Origin of the sequence: Sorangium sp. So ce145, assembly GCF_051525985.1 — a bacterium.
GTDB classification, from domain to species: Bacteria; Myxococcota_A; Polyangia; order Polyangiales; family Polyangiaceae; genus Sorangium; species Sorangium cellulosum_B.
Genome location: NZ_CP150315.1, coordinates 8198176 through 8216063, shown reverse-complemented (window position 1 = coordinate 8216063; position 17888 = coordinate 8198176). Strand labels below are relative to the sequence as shown.

12 protein-coding genes are annotated in these 17888 nt (G+C 71.6%); 6 read left to right on the top strand and 6 right to left on the bottom strand.

Features of this window, described 5'->3' with window-relative positions:
* Positions 1–6: 6 nt before the first annotated feature.
* A complete protein-coding gene (locus WMF34_RS30260) occupies positions 7–2262 on the bottom strand; it encodes an alkaline phosphatase D family protein (protein WP_437989978.1) in 2256 nt (751 codons plus the stop codon).
* A gap of 225 nt (positions 2263–2487) precedes the next feature.
* On the opposite strand from WMF34_RS30260, the gene WMF34_RS30255 reads away from it, so the two are divergent.
* The 4 genes from WMF34_RS30255 to WMF34_RS30240 all read left to right on the top strand — a co-directional run bounded on the left by WMF34_RS30255 (position 2488) and on the right by WMF34_RS30240 (position 6831).
* Positions 2488–3921: a DUF6986 family protein gene (locus tag WMF34_RS30255; RefSeq protein WP_437989977.1), complete on the top strand. Its 1434-nt coding sequence runs from the start codon at positions 2488–2490 to the stop codon at positions 3919–3921.
* A gap of 56 nt (positions 3922–3977) precedes the next feature.
* Entirely contained in the window at positions 3978–4319 is a 342-nt protein-coding gene (gene uraH / locus WMF34_RS30250; protein ID WP_012238509.1) for a hydroxyisourate hydrolase, read from the top strand.
* 236 nt (positions 4320–4555) lie between these two features.
* Positions 4556–5800 (top strand): formylglycine-generating enzyme family protein, encoded by a 1245-nt coding sequence (locus tag WMF34_RS30245; RefSeq protein ID WP_437989976.1) that lies wholly within the window; start codon positions 4556–4558, stop codon positions 5798–5800.
* A 593-nt stretch (positions 5801–6393) separates the two neighbouring features.
* Complete coding sequence (locus WMF34_RS30240; RefSeq protein ID WP_437989975.1) at positions 6394–6831, top strand: CHRD domain-containing protein; 438 nt, start codon at positions 6394–6396, stop codon at positions 6829–6831.
* A gap of 96 nt (positions 6832–6927) precedes the next feature.
* Here the strand turns inward: WMF34_RS30240 and WMF34_RS30235 are convergent, their stop codons facing one another.
* From WMF34_RS30235 to WMF34_RS30225, 3 genes are all read right to left on the bottom strand, one after another.
* Entirely contained in the window at positions 6928–8481 is a 1554-nt protein-coding gene (locus WMF34_RS30235) for an allantoicase (RefSeq protein WP_437989974.1), read from the bottom strand.
* Entirely contained in the window at positions 8460–9815 is a 1356-nt protein-coding gene (gene allB, locus WMF34_RS30230; RefSeq protein WP_437989973.1) for an allantoinase AllB, read from the bottom strand. The genes WMF34_RS30235 and allB overlap by 22 nt, the downstream gene beginning before the upstream one ends.
* 102 nt (positions 9816–9917) lie before the next feature.
* A complete protein-coding gene (locus WMF34_RS30225) occupies positions 9918–10799 on the bottom strand; it encodes an MBL fold metallo-hydrolase (RefSeq protein ID WP_437989972.1) in 882 nt (293 codons plus the stop codon).
* 344 nt (positions 10800–11143) lie between these two features.
* Between WMF34_RS30225 and WMF34_RS30220 the strand changes: the two genes are divergently transcribed.
* Both WMF34_RS30220 and WMF34_RS30215 read left to right on the top strand, forming a co-directional pair.
* A complete protein-coding gene (locus tag WMF34_RS30220) occupies positions 11144–11968 on the top strand; it encodes a DUF3025 domain-containing protein (protein ID WP_437989971.1) in 825 nt (274 codons plus the stop codon).
* Positions 11969–12093: 125 nt separating this feature from the next.
* Entirely contained in the window at positions 12094–12798 is a 705-nt protein-coding gene (locus WMF34_RS30215) for a glutathione S-transferase family protein (protein WP_437989970.1), read from the top strand.
* Positions 12799–12843: 45 nt separating this feature from the next.
* On the opposite strand, the gene WMF34_RS30210 is transcribed toward WMF34_RS30215, so the two are convergent.
* The gene (locus WMF34_RS30210) at positions 12844–13650 is read right to left on the bottom strand and encodes a class I SAM-dependent methyltransferase (protein ID WP_437989969.1); all 807 of its coding nucleotides are present in this window, start codon (positions 13648–13650) and stop codon (positions 12844–12846) included.
* 116 nt (positions 13651–13766) lie between these two features.
* On the bottom strand, positions 13767–17534 hold the full coding sequence (gene metH, locus WMF34_RS30205) for a methionine synthase (protein ID WP_437989968.1): 3768 nt from the start codon (positions 17532–17534) through the stop codon (positions 13767–13769).
* Positions 17535–17888 lie beyond the last annotated feature (354 nt).

Here is a 17888-nt window from a genome sequence, read left to right as displayed (position 1 = left end):
TGCGCCCTAGCTCGCGGTGTCCGGGATCCACTGCTTCCAGGTGCCCCCGTCCTCCCAGTACAGCTCGGACTCGGCCGCCCTCGTCTTGTACCGCGCGATCGTGATCTGTTCGTCGAGCGCCGCCGCGCCGGCCTCGTCGTACAGGGGAGCGGCGAGCGCTTCTTCGGGGATCATGTGCATGCTCACGACGAGCTCGTCGGCGTTCGCCTCGACGATACAGAACCCGTTGCTCGTGGCGTTGCTGAAGGCGAGGTACGGATTGGCCTTCTGCATGCTGTCGTCGATGTCGAGGTCCTCCGCCTCCAGGACGTCTTTCAGCGTCGGATGGCTCGCCAGCTGCTTCGTCAGCACCGAGCGGCACGTGGCCGACGAGATCGCGGCGCCGCCGAACTCCACGATCTTGGCCGTGGCGCCCTCCACAGCGGCCGTCCCTGCGAGGAAGGCGCCGAGATCCCCGGTGATCGACACCACGTTGCCCTCGACCGTGGCGAGCATCTCGATGAGCTCGTCCCGTTCCTTGCGGAAGCCGTCCCAGCCGTCACAGCTCAGGTAGAAGTGCCGGGTGAGCGGCTCCTGCTCGGGCTCCGCGGGCTCTGTGGTGTGGGCGAGGACGAGCTGTGAAAGGGGGTATTCGTTCCCCCATATCTTCCAGGTGCTCCGGGACTCCTCCATCGTCTTCTTGAACCACGCTCTCTGCGCGTCTCCCATGACGACCCCGCGCGTCGCGTCGGCCTCGACAGCGATCCTCGAGATCGGGTCGAAGGATTCCTTGACGACGAGGTAACGCGACCCGAATGCGCTGTAATAGTCCGTCTTTCCGAGATCGGCGTAGGCGAACCCGACGTCCATGAAGCTCATCTCGGTTGCGCTGATGAGGGGCACCGGCTCGGCCTCTGGCCTCTGCTCGTTCAGCTTCGCGACGATCTCGTTGACGACGCTGGCGCTGATGGGGCGCGGCGACTCGTTCTGAGCGAACCCGAGCAGCGGGTCGAAGTCGAACAGGTCCGCAGCATCCTCCAGGGCCGTCTCGTAGGTATCCCAGTTGTCGCCGTTGATGTCCGGGATGTAGCGGCTCGTATAGGGCAGCAAGCTGGTCGAGCTCTCCCCGAGCTCCAGGAGCTCCGGCTGCTGAACGATGACCTTCCCCGGGAAGGCGTCCTCCGGGATCAGGTGATCCGCGCGGTAGGAGCGGAGATCCGTCATCACGAGGTGGACGTGCTTCCCGAACGGGAAGTCCCGGTAGATGGTGATGTCGTCCGGGTACTCGACCGCGCTGTCGTAGCGGAACTCGTCGCCCTTCGGATCATTCGGATATTCGGCCGGCATGTACTCGAACCAGGCCTGGTTCGCCGCCTTGCGCCGGTACTCGTCCGTCTCCGGCTCTCGGCCGTCCAGGTAGGTCGACGTCGCGCCGTGGCAATCGTCGGAGAACTCGTGATCGCCCCAGACAGCGATCATGGGAAAGAGCTCGTGGACCCTCTGCAGCGCCCGGTCGGACCGGTACGCCTTGTAGAGCTCCCGGTAATTGCTCAGCGACTTGGCGGCGTGGTAGGCCGCGCCCTCCGCCGGCTGGAAGGTGATGGCGCCGTCCACGTCGGAGAAGGAGATGCCGCGCTGCCCCGGGGGCGCCTGGAGGCTCGGGTTCCCGGTCGTCTCGTAGATGTAGCCCCCGAGGTGGACGACGAAGTCGAGCTCCTCTTTCGCCAGGGCCACATAAGCGTTGTAGTAACGACCGATGTAGTCCTGGCCGGACACGAAGGCGAAGCGCACCGGCACGTCCGCGTCCGGCGCGGGCGCCGTCCGCGTCCGCCCGACGCGCGAGCTGACGCAGCCTTCTCCTGTCATGTAGTAGAAGCGGTAATAGTACGTGGTGCCGGGGCTCAGGCCGTTCACCTTGACCTTGACGCAGTGATCGGACTCCGCCCGGGCGGTCACGCGGAGCTGCGTGCTGCCCGATCCCGCCGTGGCCACGTTGTCGGAGCTCGGTGTGAGCACCACGAGCTGCGTGAACCCCTCGTCGAGCGCGACCACGAGCGCCAGGTTGAGATCCGACTGCGGCTGCTTGCTATCGATGAGCCGGGTCCACAGCACGACGCTATCGTGCCGCGGATCGCCGGAGGCCACCGACTGCGGGAAGAACGCGTCATCCTCGTGCACGTCGCATGCGCCGGTGGCTTCACCATCATCGGAGCAGGCAGTCGGCACGACCACCGCACCAGCGGTCACCAGGGTGGCGCGAAGAAAGTCTCGGCGTCTCATCATCGATTCAAGTCCTCCAACGACGGATACACCCCGAGCGCTGCGCGCGCAACGGCGGCGCCGGTGCCGCCGTTGCGCGCGCAGCGCCGCCGCCGCGCGCGGCGCTCCTCGCGCTCGCTCGAGCGGCGCGGGTCGCAGCATGGCGCCTCCTCGCGAGGCGCGCGAGCGCCACTTGACGTGCCGAGTCAGGCGGCATCTCGTGTGCGCCCTACCCGCTGAAGGCACACCATGTTCCAGACGAGCCTCTCCTCCGAAGCCCTGCGCGGCGCGCTCTCGCGCCTCCGCAGCGGGCGTTCTGTCTTCGACCACACGGGCGCGCGCCAGCCGGTCCACACCGTCTACGGCGGCGCCCACCTGTTCAAGGCCGACACGGCCCGGAAGCTCGGGGCGGTGGCCCTCCGCGCCGTCGAGGAGCACGCGCCCGACTTCGTCGCCCTCGCGCGGGCCATCGGCCTGCCGGGGGCCGAGGGGCTCCCGGAGGGGCGCGCCGACGCCCTCGCGCTCGCGGCCGCGATCGAGGCGGGCGGAGGCGCGGCCGAGGGCGCCTCCGGGGCTGCGCGGCACGCGCACGCGGTGCACGCGCGCGTGCTCGACAAGCTCCGCCGCGAGCCCGTGGAGGACCTGCGCATCGATTTCGAGGACGGTTACGGCGTGCGCCCCGGAAACGAGGAGGACGCGCACGCCGCCGCCGCCGCGCGCGAGGTCGCCCTCGGCATGGCCGCGCGCAGCCTGCCGCCGTTCCTCGGGATCAGGATCAAGCCGCTCGGCGACGGGTGCGCCGAGCGGAGCCTGAGGACGCTCGACGTCTTTTTCTCGGCGCTCGTCGCCGCGTCGGGCGGCGCGCTCCCGCCCGCCTTCGCGGTGACGCTGCCGAAGGTGGTCGCGCCCGAGCAGGTCGCCGCCCTGGCCGACGCCCTCGACGCGCTCGAGGGCGCGCTGCGGCTGCCGGCCGGCTCGATCCGGATCGAGCTGATGGTCGAGACGCCGGCGTCGATCCTCGGCCCGCGCGGGGAGATCGCGCTGCCCGGGCTGGTCGAGGCGGCCCGCGGGCGGTGCGTGGCGGCGCATTTCGGGGCCTATGACTACACCGCGAGCTGCGAGATCACGGCCGCCCATCAGCACCTCGCCCACCCGGCGTGCGACTTCGCGCGGCACGTGATGCAGGTCGCGCTGGCCGGCTCGGGGCTCTGGCTCTCCGACGGCGCGAGCAACCTCCTGCCCGTCGGCCCGCACCGCGCGCGCCCCGGCGGCGCGCCGCTCACGCCGCAGCAGAGCGAGGAGAACCGTCGCGCCGTTGTGGGCGCGTGGCGGCTGAAGTACGGTCAGGTTCGCCGCGCGCTCGAGGGCGGCTACTACCAGGGCTGGGACCTCCACCCCGCGGAGCTGCCGGTCCGCTACGCCGCCACGTACGCGTTCTTCCTGGAGGGCGTCGATGCGGCCGCCGCGCGGCTGCGGAGCTTCGTCGAGCGGGCCGCCCAGGCGACCGTCGCCGGGACGGTGTTCGACGACGCCGCGACGGGGCAGGGGCTCCTGGGCTTCTTCCTGCGCGCGATCGGCGCGGGGGCGATGACGGAGGGCGAGGCGGCGGAGAGGACCGGCCTCACGCCGGACGAGCTCAGGGGCCGATCCTTTCAGGCCATCGTGGCGCGCCGGAGCGCGTGATAGGAGAGCACCGGAATGGCCCGGTTCGCGGAGGGCCCGAGCGGCGAGGAGGACCGATGAGCGCGATCACGACGCACGTGCTGGACACGTCACGGGGCTGCCCGGCGAGCGGCGTGCTGGTGGTGCTGGAGGTCGGCGACGACGGCGGCTACCGGGAGGTCGGACGGGGCACGACCGACGGCGACGGCCGGCAGAAGGGGCTGCTGCCGCCCGGCGAACGGCCCCTCCAGGGCCGCTACCGTCTCACCTTCCACACAGGCGCCTATTACGCGGCGCTCGGATGCGAGAGCTTCTATCCCACGGTGTCGATCCTCTTCGAGATCCGGGACCCGGCGCAGCACCACCACGTCCCGCTGCTGCTCAGCCCTCACGGCTACACCACGTACCGAGGCAGCTGAGCGCGCAGCCGCGAGAGCGCCGTCCCGCGCGGGGAGCGCGACGCGCGCTGCCGTCCGCGGTGCGCCCGGAGGCGCCGCGAGGTCGACGGCCGGGCGGGGTGAAGGAGGTGTCCCACATGATACGATGGTGGGTGCCCGTCGGTGGGCGACTGTGAGGGTGAACGGTGGGCGCTCTACGGATTCGTTCGGGTGAAGCTCGGGATCGCTTGCGCGGGGCTGGCTGGCTGGCCGTCGCAATGGCCACGCTCGGGCCGGGCTGCGAGCAGAGGGTGCGGAGCTTCGTCGATGGCGACGGCGGCGCTGGCACCGCTGGCGGCGGAGCAGGTGGTGGGTCGGGCACGGCGGTCGGTGGCGGCGGGGCTGGCGGCGGCGGGGCTGGCAGCAGCGCGACGGGGGGCGGTGCGACCGGCGGCGGTGCGACCGGCGGCGAGGCGACTGGCGGTGGCGCGACGGGTGGTGGCGCGACGGGTGGCGGCGAGGCCGGCGGCGCAGCGGCCGGCGGCGGTGACACAGGCGGGGGCGGGGGGACCCCTGTCGAGTGCTCTCCCGACGAGGCGCGGTGCGCCGGTGATCTCATCGAGGTCTGCGGCAGCGACGGGCGGTGGGGTCTTGCCGGTTGCGCTGGGTGGTGCGGCGCGGGCCGGTGCATCCTGCCGCCGAGCTGCCGCCTGGGCGAGACCGGGGCGGGCGAGACCTGCGGGCCGGAGCGGAACCAGCCCTGCTGCGCGAGCCCGCGCGTTCCGGGTGGCCGGTACGACCGGAGCAACGACGCGGCGTCTCCGGCGGAGGTGAGCGACCTGCGCCTGGATCGCTACGAGGTCACCGTCGGACGGTTCCGCAAGTTCGTCGAGGCCTATCCCGCGAGCCGACCCGCGGCCGGCGCTGGAGCTCACCCGGCGATCCTGCGGAGCGGCTGGGACGCTGCGTGGGACTCCCGTCTTCCCGCGAGCCAGGCGGCGTTGAGGGACGACTTGAAGTGCAACCCGGGATTGCACTCGTGGACCGACGACGCGGGCGGGAACGAGCTCAAGCCGATCAGCTGCGTCAGCTGGTTCGTCGCGTTCGCCTTCTGCGCCTGGGACGGCGGGCGGCTCCCGACAGAGGCGGAGTGGGACTACGCGTCGGCTGGCGGGAGCGAGCAGCGGGCGTATCCGTGGGGCAACGCGTTTCCGAACTCGACCTACGCCGTGTTCGACATGACGGGCAGCGCCGTCGTCGGATCGAAATCGCCGAGGGGTGATGGCCGGTGGGGGCAGGCCGACCTCGCGGGGAACGTGTGGGAGTGGACCCTGGACTTCGAGGGGACCTACCCCCAGCCGTGCCGAGATTGCGCGAACGTCGAGCGCGGCTCCGCGCGGGTGATCCGTGGCGGTAGCTGGTGGCAGCCTAGACCGGAGGACCTCTCCGCTCGCTTGCGGACCGGCTGGGACCCGACCGATGTGACGGACGCGCTCGGCGTGCGCTGCGCCAGGAAGCCGTAGCGCACGCCGCCCTTCGTGGGGCCGGCGCGCGCCGGGGAACGGGCGAACGCGCGCCGTTCAGGGAGAGATGAGGTAGATGACCGAGAAGGCCACGAGGAGCGTCGTGAACGCGAGCGCGATGAGCTTGGGCATGGTCCAGTCGTCGTTGTCGGTCTTCGAGATCTCTGTGCTCATCGTGTGCCTCCGCCGTGCTCTCCGCGCGCCTCGCGCGCGTCCGTCTCCTGGCAGAAGGCGGACTCGTCGTCAACCCTGAGCCCCCGCCCGCGACGGACCGGGCGCGCTCATGCGGATGCCTCCACCGTGGCTCTGGCCGCGCCCGCGGCCTGTCCGCCCGTGCGGAGCACGGGCCGCCTCGCCACATCGCGCAGGCGACGCCGATTCCCCGCGTCGTGCGCCGATCCGGGTCCGCTGTCCGCCTCTCTCCCTCTCCAGCGCGCCTCGGCGATCGGGGCGAGTCGCCGTGTCCGTCGCGGCCTCCTCGCCGCCCCCGCGATCGACCGACGTGCGGGGCGGCTCGCGGCGCGTGGGCGGCGTCGTCTTTGCTCTTCGTGGAGCCCTCGAATCGCACATCCCGTGATGTGCAGGAGGGAGACATGCAACACCTCACGATGCTCGCGCTGGGCGCCGTCCTCCTCGCGACGGCGCTGGCGCGCGCGGCGTTGCCTGAGCGCCCGGTCCGCTCGCTCACGGCGGCGCTCACGGGGCAAGACGAAGTGCCCGGCCCCGGCGACCCGAAGGGGAGCGGCATGGCGCGCGTCACGCTCGATCTCGAGCGCGGTGAGGTCTGCTTCGACCTCGCGGTGGCCGGCATCGCGCCGGCGACCGCAGCGCGCATCCACGAGGGCTCCGCCGGCCGCGCGGGCCGCGGGATCATCACGCTGATGCCGCCGACCGGCGGCAGCTCCAGCGGCTGCGTGAGCGCGGCCCGCGACGATCTCAGCGCGTTGCTCGGAGATCCGGAGAGGTATTACGTCGCCGTGCGCACCGCCGATTTCCCCGACGGCGCGCTGCGAGGACAGCTCTCGCGCTGAGCGCCCCACGCTCGGACACCCGATCACCCGGACACCCGACGCGCCGGCGCTCACCCGCCCGACGCGCTCCCTCTTCGGGGGCCGCGCCCCGGGGCTCTATCCGCCCCACAGGAGCTTCTTCAGCCGGATCGCCGTGATCTTCCGCTGCTCGTCCGCGGCGATGGGCAGCTCCTGCTCCTGCGTGTGCTCGAGCCGCGCGCGCAGCGCCTCCAGCATCTCGTCCGCGCTCTTCCCTGTGGCGCAGACGATGTAGATGAACCCGAACTTCTCGTCATAGGCGCGGTTCAAGCGCGCGAGCGCCTCCCGCGTATCCACCGCCGCGGCGCTCATCCCCGCCTGTTCCTGGCTGGAGAAGCGCCTCGCCGTCGCGCTCGCCTCCGCGGCCTCCGCCTGCGGCCTGGTCTCTCCGATGCGGGGGTGCGCGCGGAACGCCTCGAGCCAGTCCTCCGGCGCGAGCCGCGCAAAGGCCTGCGCCGCCGCAGCGGAGAGGTGCTCCTCGTCGCGGAACGGCCGCGCCGCCGCCACCTGCGACGCCCACGCCGGCGAGCCGCACGCCACGCGGAGCTCCGCCTCGGCCTCCGGCTCCGTGAGCGCGTTGAGCCATCGGAGCCGCTGCTCGGCCGCCCCGCTCCGGGTCGCCTCGCCGAAGATCCGGAGCCGGCTCACGCCGCCGTCAGGATAGATGTTCAGGCGCACATGCGTGAACGGCCCCGTCGCGCGGAGATCTTCCTCGAAGAGATGACGCGTGTGCGCCTGGAGCTTCGTCCGCGGCACGATCTCCCGCCACTCGCCCGCGCCGGCGAGCTCCGCCGCGGAGCGCCCCGCCGCGTCGATCCCCTCGATCATGCAGCTGTCGGGGTAATTGCCCTTGAAGTGGTTCGTGTCGACCTCGATCCGCGCGATCTCGCCTTGAGCCGCGAGCGCCACGAGCGCCCAGTCGTACCCGGGCCCCCTCCGGCGCCGCGTCTCCCAGCCGTCTCCCATGTTCGCCGCCCGGCCGGGCATGATGAGGTTGTGGCGCACCCCGAAGAACATGTCGCTGCACGAGAGCACGCGCCCGCCATTCTCCGCGGCCGCGAGGTCGATCTCCGCGCCTGGGCGGCCCTGCCGGCGGACGTCGGGGAGGGCGTCGCCGTGCACCCGGAGCCGCGCCACGCCGCCGTCCGGGTAGATGTTCAGGCGGAGGTGCGTGAACCGCGAAGAGCTGGTCAGCTCGAACGCGTTCTGCGAGTCGCCGGCCAGCGGCGAGCGCGGCAGGATCTCGACCCAGTGTGTCCGTGGGTCGAGCAAGTCCTCGACCCGCGCGTCGGGCCGCGCCGCGCACGCCTCGATGGAGCAGTGCTCGGGGTAATTGCCCCGGAAGAACGCCGTATCGACGATGACCCCGCGGAGGATCCCTGGCAGCCCCAGCCGGACGAGGCACCAGTCGAACCCGGGAGTCCGGCGCCGGCGCGTCTCCCAGCCATCCATCCACTTCCCGCGATCGGTGTACTCGTGCTCGAGGAACACCGCTTTCCCTGCCTTGAGCAGGTTCTCCTTCGGCGCGAAGAACTCGTCGTTCGCCGCGAGCACCGCGCCGCCCAGGCGCTCCGAGGCCAGATCGAGCGCCTCCGCGAACGCCGGCCCCGTCACCCCTCTCGCTTCAGCCATCGCCCTCTCGCCTCCGCGGGGAAGCTCCCGCGCTCATGGACCTTCTCGCCGCGGAGGTAGGTGGCCTCCACGACGCCGTGGAGCTCCTCCCCGGCGTAGGGCGTCACCTTGTGCCGGTGCTGGAGGATCGGCGGCTCGACCCGGAAGCTCGCGTCGGGATCCCAGATCACCAGATCGGCGTCGAACCCGCGCGCGATCTCCCCCTTGCGGCGCAATCCGGCGAGCCTCGCGGGCCCGCGGCACAGCCAGTCCGCGAGCCGCTCGAGCGGGATGCCCCGGCGGCGGGCGTCGGTCCAGACGATCGACAGGCCGAGCTGCAGGCTCGAGATCCCGCCCCAGGCGGCGTCGAAGTCGCCGGCTTCGAGCCGCTTGAGCTCGGGGGTGCACGGGGAGTGATCGGAGACGACGAGATCGATGAGGCCGCCCGCGAGCGCGGCCCAGAGCTCCTCGCGGTTCTGCCGCTCCCGGATCGGCGGAGCGCACTTGAAGGGCGTCGCGCCGTCCGGGATCTCCTCGGCGGCGAAGTGCAGGTAGTGCGGCGTCGTCTCGGCGGACAGCGCGGCGCCGCCGTCGCGCGCCCGCCGCAGGATGTCGAGCGCCGTGGCCGACGAGAGGTGGACCACGTGCGCCGCAGCGCCCGTCGCCTGGCAGAGCGACGCGAGCAGGGCGATCGCCTGGTCCTCCGCCTCTCGCGGGCGCGAGCGCAGGTAGGCGGCGTACGTGCGCGGATCCAGGCCGGCGATCGCCGCGCGCGCCGCGTCGATGGGGCCGGGGAGCTCGGCGTGGACGAGCAGCGGCGCGCCCGTGCCCGCGAGCACCTCGAGGGCCGCCCTGAGGTCCGCCTCGGCGACGTGGCCGAACTCCGCCACGCCCGAGTCGACCATGAAGCACTTGAAGCCGAGCGCGCCGGCCTCGAGCAGCGGGACCAGCTCTCCCGCGTTGCCCGGGACGGCGCCGCCCCAGAAGCCCACGTCGACGAGGCACCGGCCCTCCGCCGCGCGCGCCTTCTTCTCGAGGTGCGCGACCGTGGTCGTCGGCGGGATGCTGTTGAGGGGCATGTCGACGAGCGACGTGACGCCGCCCGCGGCCGCGGCGCGCGTCGCCGTCTCGAAGCCCTCCCATTCGGTCCGCCCGGGCTCGTTGATGTGCACGTGCGCATCGACCAGCCCGGGCATCACCACCGCGCCTTGAGCGTCCACGACGGGGCAGCCCTCCGGCAGCTCGTCGTAGCCGGCGACGGAGACGATGGTGCCGCCCTGGATGTGCACCGAGGCTGGCCGCACGGCGCCCCCGGTGACCACCCGCAACCCGCGAACGATGAGGTCCGGCGTCATCAGGGACGCGATCGTACCACGGCGCCCCGCGGACCGAGGCGGACCGCTCGCCGAAGCGCGCATGCCCGCGCACGTCGAGGCGCGCGTGGGCCTGTCCGCGCGTCACGCCCTCTTCATGCGATCGATGAGCTCGGCGAGCTCGGCGCGCATGGCGTCCTCGGAAGGGGCGCGGTACCGGCGGAGGTGGCCGGGCAGGACCCACGTGAACCGGTGCTGGAGGAGGCGCTCCATCGAGCGGATCTGCTCCGCCCAGGAATACCAGCAGACGTCGCGCGACGCGTCGAGCCGCCCGAGCTCGCCGGAGAAGAACAGATGGTCCCCGGTGAAGAGGTATCGGTCCCGGAAGAGGAGCGCGACGCTGCCCCGCGTGTGGCCCGGGACGGGGATCAACGTGAGATCGGGCGCGAGGGCCACGGGGTCGAGCCCCTTGATCTTCACCTCGGCGAGCGCTGTTCCGTCGTCGATGTCGTCCTCGTGGATCACGCGATCGCACCCGAAGTTGTCGCGGAAGATCCGGTGATCGGCGACGTCGTCGCGGTGGGTGAGCACCAGGGTCCGGACGCCGCCGAGCTCGCGGATGCGCTTCATGAGCGGCCTGGCGGCGCGGGGCGAGTCGACGAGCACGTTGCCCTCGGGTCGCACGATGAGGTAGCTCGCCGCGCCAAAGGAGGACGACGAGGTATAGCCGCAATAATGGACATCCTCGTCGAGCGGCTCGGGGAAGGAGAAGGTCGCGGCGGCCATCCCCGGCGCCGGTGCGGAGGTGCCGATGGAGGCGGTCGGACACGCCACAAGCGCCATGGCCGCGCGGAGGTGCTCGTCCGGCGTCCCGGGCTGGCGAGCGACGACGCTCTGCTCGACGGCGGGCGCGCGCGCGAACACCGAGGGAGCGAGCTGGCGGCATACGTCGCAGTCGATGCACGACCTGTCGACGAAGTAATCGCCGGGGGCGTTCTCCGGCAGGCGGTCCTCGAGGCGAGCCATCTCGTTATCTCAGGATGACACGCGGGCGGCGGGCGTGGGGGCGGATCCGCTGCGGCGACGTCCTTGGCGAACGGCCATCACTCCAGGCTTGGCGCGATCTCTCGTTGCGTGATGGCTGCATGAGGGCGAGCATGGATATCCAGGGAAGCTGGGTGAGTTGAAACAGGGAGTCTCGGGATACCGGCGCCTTGCTGGCCCGCTCTGTGCGCTCGGTCGACTGCGGGCCTGCTGGGCGGACGGCGGCCCTGGTCCCGGCGTGTGGCCGCCGCCTCGCGATCAGCGCGCCCCGGCGCCGCCTTGCGCGCGGCTTGAGCTCTCGCCGCGCTGCTCCTACGCTGCGCCGCGTGAGCGCCGCCGGCCGAGCTGCGCCGCACCCGAGCGGCGCGCCAGGGAGCACCCCCGTTCCCTGGGAGCCGCTCTTCCACGAGAAGAGCCGGCTCTACTGGCCCATCCGCCCCCTGGCCGAGGCGTTCGCGGGGTGCGCCGGCTGGCCGCCGGTCGAGGACTACAACCGGGCGCTCGGCGAGGGGTTCCCCGTGCGCTTTGCGGAGCAAAAGCCGCGGCCTCGCCGGCGCGGGCGGCGCGGGCCCGTCGACCCCTCGGCGCTCTACGACGCGCGCATCCACGTCGAGGGCTGCGTGCCGACGCGTCCGAGGAACTGGCACGACTTCCTCAACATGCTGGTGTGGGGCGCCTTCCCGCGCGCCAAGGCGGAGCTCCACGCGCGCCAGCACCGGGCGATCGCCGCGCGCCTCCATCCAGGCGCGGAGGCGCTCCCTCCGGCGCGCACGCGCGAGCTGGACGGGCTCGCGCTCCTCGACGAGGGCGGGCTCCTGCTGCTCTACAACAACGCGCGCGAGGCGCCCCTCCTCGGCGATGCCTCCGATCTGGAGCGCTGCGCCGGCGAGGTGCGGGACGCCGTGCAGCGGGGCGAGGCCGCGGCGCTCGTCTTCGGCCACGCGCTGTACGAGAGCCTCCTCCAGCGCGGACCGACGGTCTACGCGATGGTGCAGCCCATCCCGTGCGACGGCCCGCTGCCCGCCGCGCCTGCCGCGCTCGTGGCGCTGGCCGACGCGCGCCTCGGCGACGTGCTGCGGTCGCCCGACAGCTTCGCGCGCCAGGAGCGCAGCCCGCGCCTCCCGCTGGACGAGCGGGTCCTGTGCAAATGACGGCAAGTGACGGCAAGTGACGGCAAGTGACGGCAAGTGACGGCCGCTGCCGGGGGAGCGACGGCGCCCTGACCGTGCGAGGGGCTTGCCGCGGCGCGCAGCTCGACCGGAAGATGGCCGCCGCCATGACAGCGATCCGACTCTACGATCTCCAGGTGCGGGACGACCGCCGGCCGAGCCCCTTCTGCTGGCGGATCAAGTACGCGCTGGCCCACAAGGGCCTCCCGTTCGACACCGTGCCGATCGGGCTCACGGACATCCCCGCGATCGAGGGCGGCGCGCACAAGACCGTGCCGATCATCGACGATGGCGGAAAGACCGTCTCCGACTCCTGGGCGATCGCGGACCACCTCGACAAGGCGTATCCCGACCGGCCACCCCTCTTCGCCTCGCCGGCCGAGCGCGAGCTCTGTCGCTTCGTCGAGGCCAGCCTGTTCGTGAGCGCCGGCAGGTCGCTTCTGATGAGTTATGTGAAGGACATCCACGACCACGCCCACGAGCGAGATCGCGCCTACTTCCGGCAGACCCGGGAGAAGCTGCTCGGCTCCACGCTGGAGGAGCTGGCCAGCGGGCGCGCGGAGCGGCTCGACGCGGCGCGAGCCGGCTTCGATTCGGTCCGGCTCACGCTCAAGGGCGGCGCGCCGTTCCTCGCGGGGGCGAACCCTGGCTATGCGGACTACATCGTCGCGGGCTTGCTGCTCTGGGTGGGGTCGATCGCCACCGCCCCCTTCCTCAAAGCCGACGATCCCCTCCTCGTGTGGCTCGGCCGCGTCCAGGACCTCTACGGCGGCCTCGGCCGGACGAGCCCGCTGAACGCGATCGCCGCCTGAAGGCGGCCGCTCTTCGAGCGGGGCGCAGCGTCGTGCGCTACGGGCTCAGGGGCGCCGCCGCGCCGCGAGCGCATAGACGAGCGGCAGTCGGCGCTCGAACTTCTTCATGCGGAACTGCCCTGGCGGTCCTTCCACCATGTCCGGAAAGATGTCGTAGGGCGACCAGTCGAGCTCGCGCAGGCGCTCCAGCGTGAGGCCCGCGTCGAGGAGCGCCGACACCACCGTCCCGATCCCGTGGTTGAAGCCGACCTCCTTCAGCACCACGGGCGCGCTCCTGTCGGCGTACGTGCCTGTCTCCTCGGTGACGATCGGCTCCCCGTGTCCATCGTAGGCATAGGTGATCTGCTCGAATGCATTGTCGAAGGTCCACACGAGAGGGTGGAACTCGACGAGGTGCAGGACGCCCCCGGGCTTCAGGCACGCCGCGGCCGCGCGCGCCCAGCGCGTCATGTCCGGGAGCCACCCGAGGACGCCGTACGAGGTGAAGACGATATCGAACGTCTCGCCGCCGAGGGCCGCGGGGGCGTCGTAGACGTTGGCCTCGACGAAGCGCGCGTCCACCGAGAGCTCCTTCGCCAGCCCGCGCGCCGCCGTGATGGCCTCGTCGGAGAGGTCCAACCCCGTGACGCGGGCGCCCAGCCGCGCCCAGGAGAGCGTGTCCTGCCCGAAATGGCATTGCAGGTGGAGGAGCGTCTTTCCGCGCACATCGCCGACCTGCTCGAGCTCGATCGGCTTGAGAGAGCTCGCGCCGGCCCGGAACGAGTCCAGATCGTAGAATTTCGAGGCCACGTGCACGCGGGTGCGCGCGTTCCAGGCGGCGCGGTTCAGCGCAAACCAGTCGGCTTCGGACATGGGGAACTTGTTATCACAACGTTCGTCGCCCGGGCCGCTTTGGATCGCTGCCGCGCTCGGACGCCGTCCCTGGGCTAGGACGCGCGCCCTGGGCTCATCGCCGCTTCCACCCGTCGTCACGCCGCCACGACGGCGCTCTCCTCCTCGACAGCCGCCTTCGGGTCATACCCCAGGTTCGGCGACAGCCACCGTTCCACCTCCTCGACCGTCATCCCCTTGCGCTTCGCGTAGTCCGCGACCTGATCCCTGCCGAGGCGCCCCACCATGAAATACCGCGCCTTCGGGTGCGCCAGGTAGATGCCGCTGACGCTCGCCGCCGGCGTCATCGCGCAGCTCTCCGTCAGCTCGATGCCGACCGACGGCGCGTCGAGCAGCGCGAACAGCTTGCGCTTCTCGGTGTGATCCGGGCACGCCGGGTACCCGAACGCCGGCCGGATCCCCCGGTACTTCTCCTCGATGAGCTCCTCGCTCGTCAGCGCCTCTCCCGCGCCGTACCCCCAGTCCTTGCGCGCGCGCTCGTGGAGCAGCTCGGCGAACGCCTCCGCGAGCCGGTCCGCCAGCGCCTTCGCGATGATCGCGCTGTAGTCGTCCTTGTCCTTCTCGTACGCGCGCACGATCTCGTCGAGCCCGAGCCCCGCCGTCACCGCGAACGCGCCGACGTGATCGGCGAGCCCGCGCTCCCGCGGCGCCACGAAGTCGGCCAGCGACAGGTGCGGCCTCGCCCCGCCCGCGGCCCTGTCGCCGCCGTCTCCGTCCTCCTCGGCGCCGCCCCGCCCCTTCACCTGCTGCTGGCGCAGCATGTTGAACCGGACGAGCTCCCGCTCCCTCGCCTCGTCCGCGTAGAGCACGATGTCCCGCTGCTCGCCGCTCGCCGGCCAGAAGCCGTAGACGCCCCGCGCCTCGAGCAGGCGACCCTCGATGATCCGCTGCAGCACCTTCTGCGCGTGATCGAACAGCTCGCGCGCCGCCTCGCCGTACTGCGGGTGCTCCAGGATCTGCGGGAACGGCCCCCTGAGCTCCCACGCGGTGAAGAAGAACGTCCAGTCGATGTACCTCGCGATCTCCGAGAGCGGCACCTCCACCACGCGGCGCCCCGTGAACGACGGCCTCGCGATGTCCTCGGGCCGCCACGCGATCTCGAGCCGCCCCCCGTCCGCCGCGGCGAGCGTCACGAGCGGCTTCGCCCGCTTCCTCGCGAAGAGCTCGCGCAGCCGGGCCTGCTCCTCCCGGTTCTGCGCGTCGAAGGCCGGCCGGTTCGCCCGATCGAGCAGGCTCGACACAACGCCCACGGCCCGCGACGCGTCGAGCACGTGCACCACCGTCCCGCTGAACTCCGGCGCGATCTTCACCGCCGTGTGCTGCCGGCTCGTCGTCGCCCCGCCGATGAGCAGCGGCAGCCGGATCCCGCGCCGCTCCATCTCGCGCGCCACGCTGACCATCTCGTCGAGCGACGGCGTGATGAGGCCGCTCAGCCCGATCATGTCGGCCTCCTCGCGCAGCGCCGCCTCCAGGATCCTGTCCTGGTGCACCATCACGCCGAGGTCGATCACCTCGTAGTTGTTGCACCCGAGCACCACGCCCACGATGTTCTTGCCGATGTCGTGCACGTCGCCCTTCACGGTCGCCATCACGATCTTCCCCTGCGACGACGAGCCCCCGGCGGCCTTTTCGGCCTCCATGAACGGCAGCAGGTGCGCGACGGCACGCTTCATCACGCGGGCGCTCTTCACCACCTGCGGCAGGAACATCTTCCCGGCGCCGAACAGCTCGCCGACGGTCTTCATCCCGTCCATCAGCGGCCCCTCGATGATGGAGAGCGGCTTGTCGTACTTCCTCCGCGCCTCCTCCACGTCCGCCTCGATGAAGTCGACGAGCCCCTTCACGAGCGCGTGCGAGAGCCGCTCCTCGACCGGGCCGTCGCGCCAGGCGAGGTCGAGCTCCTTCTTCTTGCCCTTGCCCTTCACCTGCTCGGCGAGCTCGACGAGCCGCTCGGTCGCGTCCGGGCGCCGGTTGAAGAGGACGTCCTCCACCCGCTCGAGCAGGTCCCTCGGGATGTCCTCGTAGACCGCGAGCTGCCCCGCGTTCACGATGCCCATGTCCATTCCGGCCCGGATCGCGTGGAACAAGAAGGCCGAGTGCATCGCCTCGCGGACGACGTTGTTCCCGCGGAACGAGAACGACAGGTTCGACACGCCGCCGCTCACGCGCGCCCCCGGGCAGGTCGCCTTGATGATCCGCGTCGCCTCGATGAAATTCTTCGCGAAATCGCAGTGCTCCTCGATGCCGGTCGCGATCGCGAGGATGTTCGGGTCGAAGACGATGTCCTGCGGATCGAAGCCCGCCTCCTCGGTGAGCAGCCTGTACGCGCGCTGGCAGATCGCGACCTTGCGCTCCACCGACTCGGCCTGGCCGATCTCGTCGAAGGCCATCACCACGACCCCCGCCCCGTAGCGCCGCACGGCGCGCGCCTTCTCGAGGAAGTCCTCGGGCCCCTCCTTGAGGCTTATCGAGTTGACGATCCCCTTGCCCTGGATGCACTTGAGCCCCGCCTCGATGACCGACCACCTCGAGCTGTCGACCATGATCGGGATGCGGGCGATCTCGGGCTCGGTGGCGACGAGGTTCAGGAAGGTCGTCATCGCCTGCTCGGAGTCGAGCATGCCCTCGTCCATGTTCACGTCGAGGAGGTTCGCCCCGCCGCGCACCTGATCGAGCGCCACCTCCAGCGCGGTCGTGAAGTCGCCCTTCTTGATGAGCTCCATGAACCGGGCCGAGCCGGTCACGTTGGTCCGCTCGCCGATCATCAGGAAGTTCGTTTCGGGGCGGATGACGAGCGTCTCCAGGCCGGCGAAGCGCCCGAAGCCGTCGCGCTCCACGGGCACGGGCCGCGGCCGCAGATCCGCCGTCGCCCGGACGATCGCGCGGATGTGATCCGGCGTCGTCCCGCAGCAGCCGCCGACGATGTTCACGAGCCCGCTCTCCGCGAACTCCGCGAGCAGCCGCGACGTCGTCTCCGGGAGCTCGTCGTACTCGCCGAACGCGTTGGGGAGGCCCGCGTTCGGGTAGCAGCTCACCCGCGCCCGGGCGAGCTTCGCGAGATCCACGAGGTACGGCCGCATGTCGCTCGCGCCGAGGGCGCAGTTGAGGCCCACGCTGAGCGGGCTCGCGTGCTCCACGCTCGTCCAGAAGGCGTCGATCGTCTGGCCGGAGAGCGTCCTGCCGCTCCTGTCGGTGATCGTCACGCTGAGCAGGATCGGCAGGCGCCGCCCCCTCTCCGCGAAGACCTCCTCCATCGCGACGAGGCACGCCTTCATGTTCAGCGTGTCGAGGAACGTCTCCGCGAGGATCACGTCGACCCCCCCGTCGACGAGCCCGCGCACCTGCTCCGCGAACGCCCGCCGCAGCTCGTCGAAGCCGACGGCGCGGAACGACGGGTCGCTCACGCTCGGCGAGATCGACAGCGTCTTCGGCGTCGGCCCCATCGCGCCCGCGACGAAGCGCGGCTTGCCGGGCGTGCGCGCCGTCCACGCGTCGGCCGCCTTCCGGGCGATCTGGGCCGCGGTCAGGTTGATCTCGTAGGCGAGCGACTCGAGCCGGTAGTCGGCCTGGGCGATCGAGGTGCCCGTGAAGGTGTTCGTCTCGATGATGTCGGCGCCGGCGTCGAGGTACGCTCCGTGGATCTCGGAGATGACGTCCGGCCGCGTCAGCACGAGGAGATCGCTGTTGCCCTTGAGGTCGATCGCGTGATCGCGGAAGCGCTCGCCGCGGTAGTCGGCCTCGCCCAGGCGGTAGCGCTGGATCATCGTGCCCATCGCGCCGTCGAGGCACAGGATCCGGCGTTCGAGGAGCTCCTCGAGGCGCGCGGGGCGTTCGCTTCCGTTCATGGCTCTGCTCATATTTAATCTCTCAATCCGGATTAACGGATTGTAACCTGCCGGGCCTGCCTGCCGGCGTCAAGCCTCGCCTGCGAGCGGGCGATGGCGGCGGTCCCTGCCGCGGGCTCATCCGTGGACGCAGTGCCATGCTGCTGGATGAGCGGCCGGGTGGACGCGTCTGGGCGCGCACTGGCGGCTGGGCGCGCGGGGCGAACGGCGCGCTGGCGGTCATCCCTGGACGAAGGGGCGGCCAGGGCGCCGCCTGACGCGGCTCCGGCTGAGGCACTGGCGGACATCGCTGAAGGTGCGTATCTTTGGCGAGCCCTGAGCACCCCACCCCAGGGCACGGCCGGCCGGGCTCAC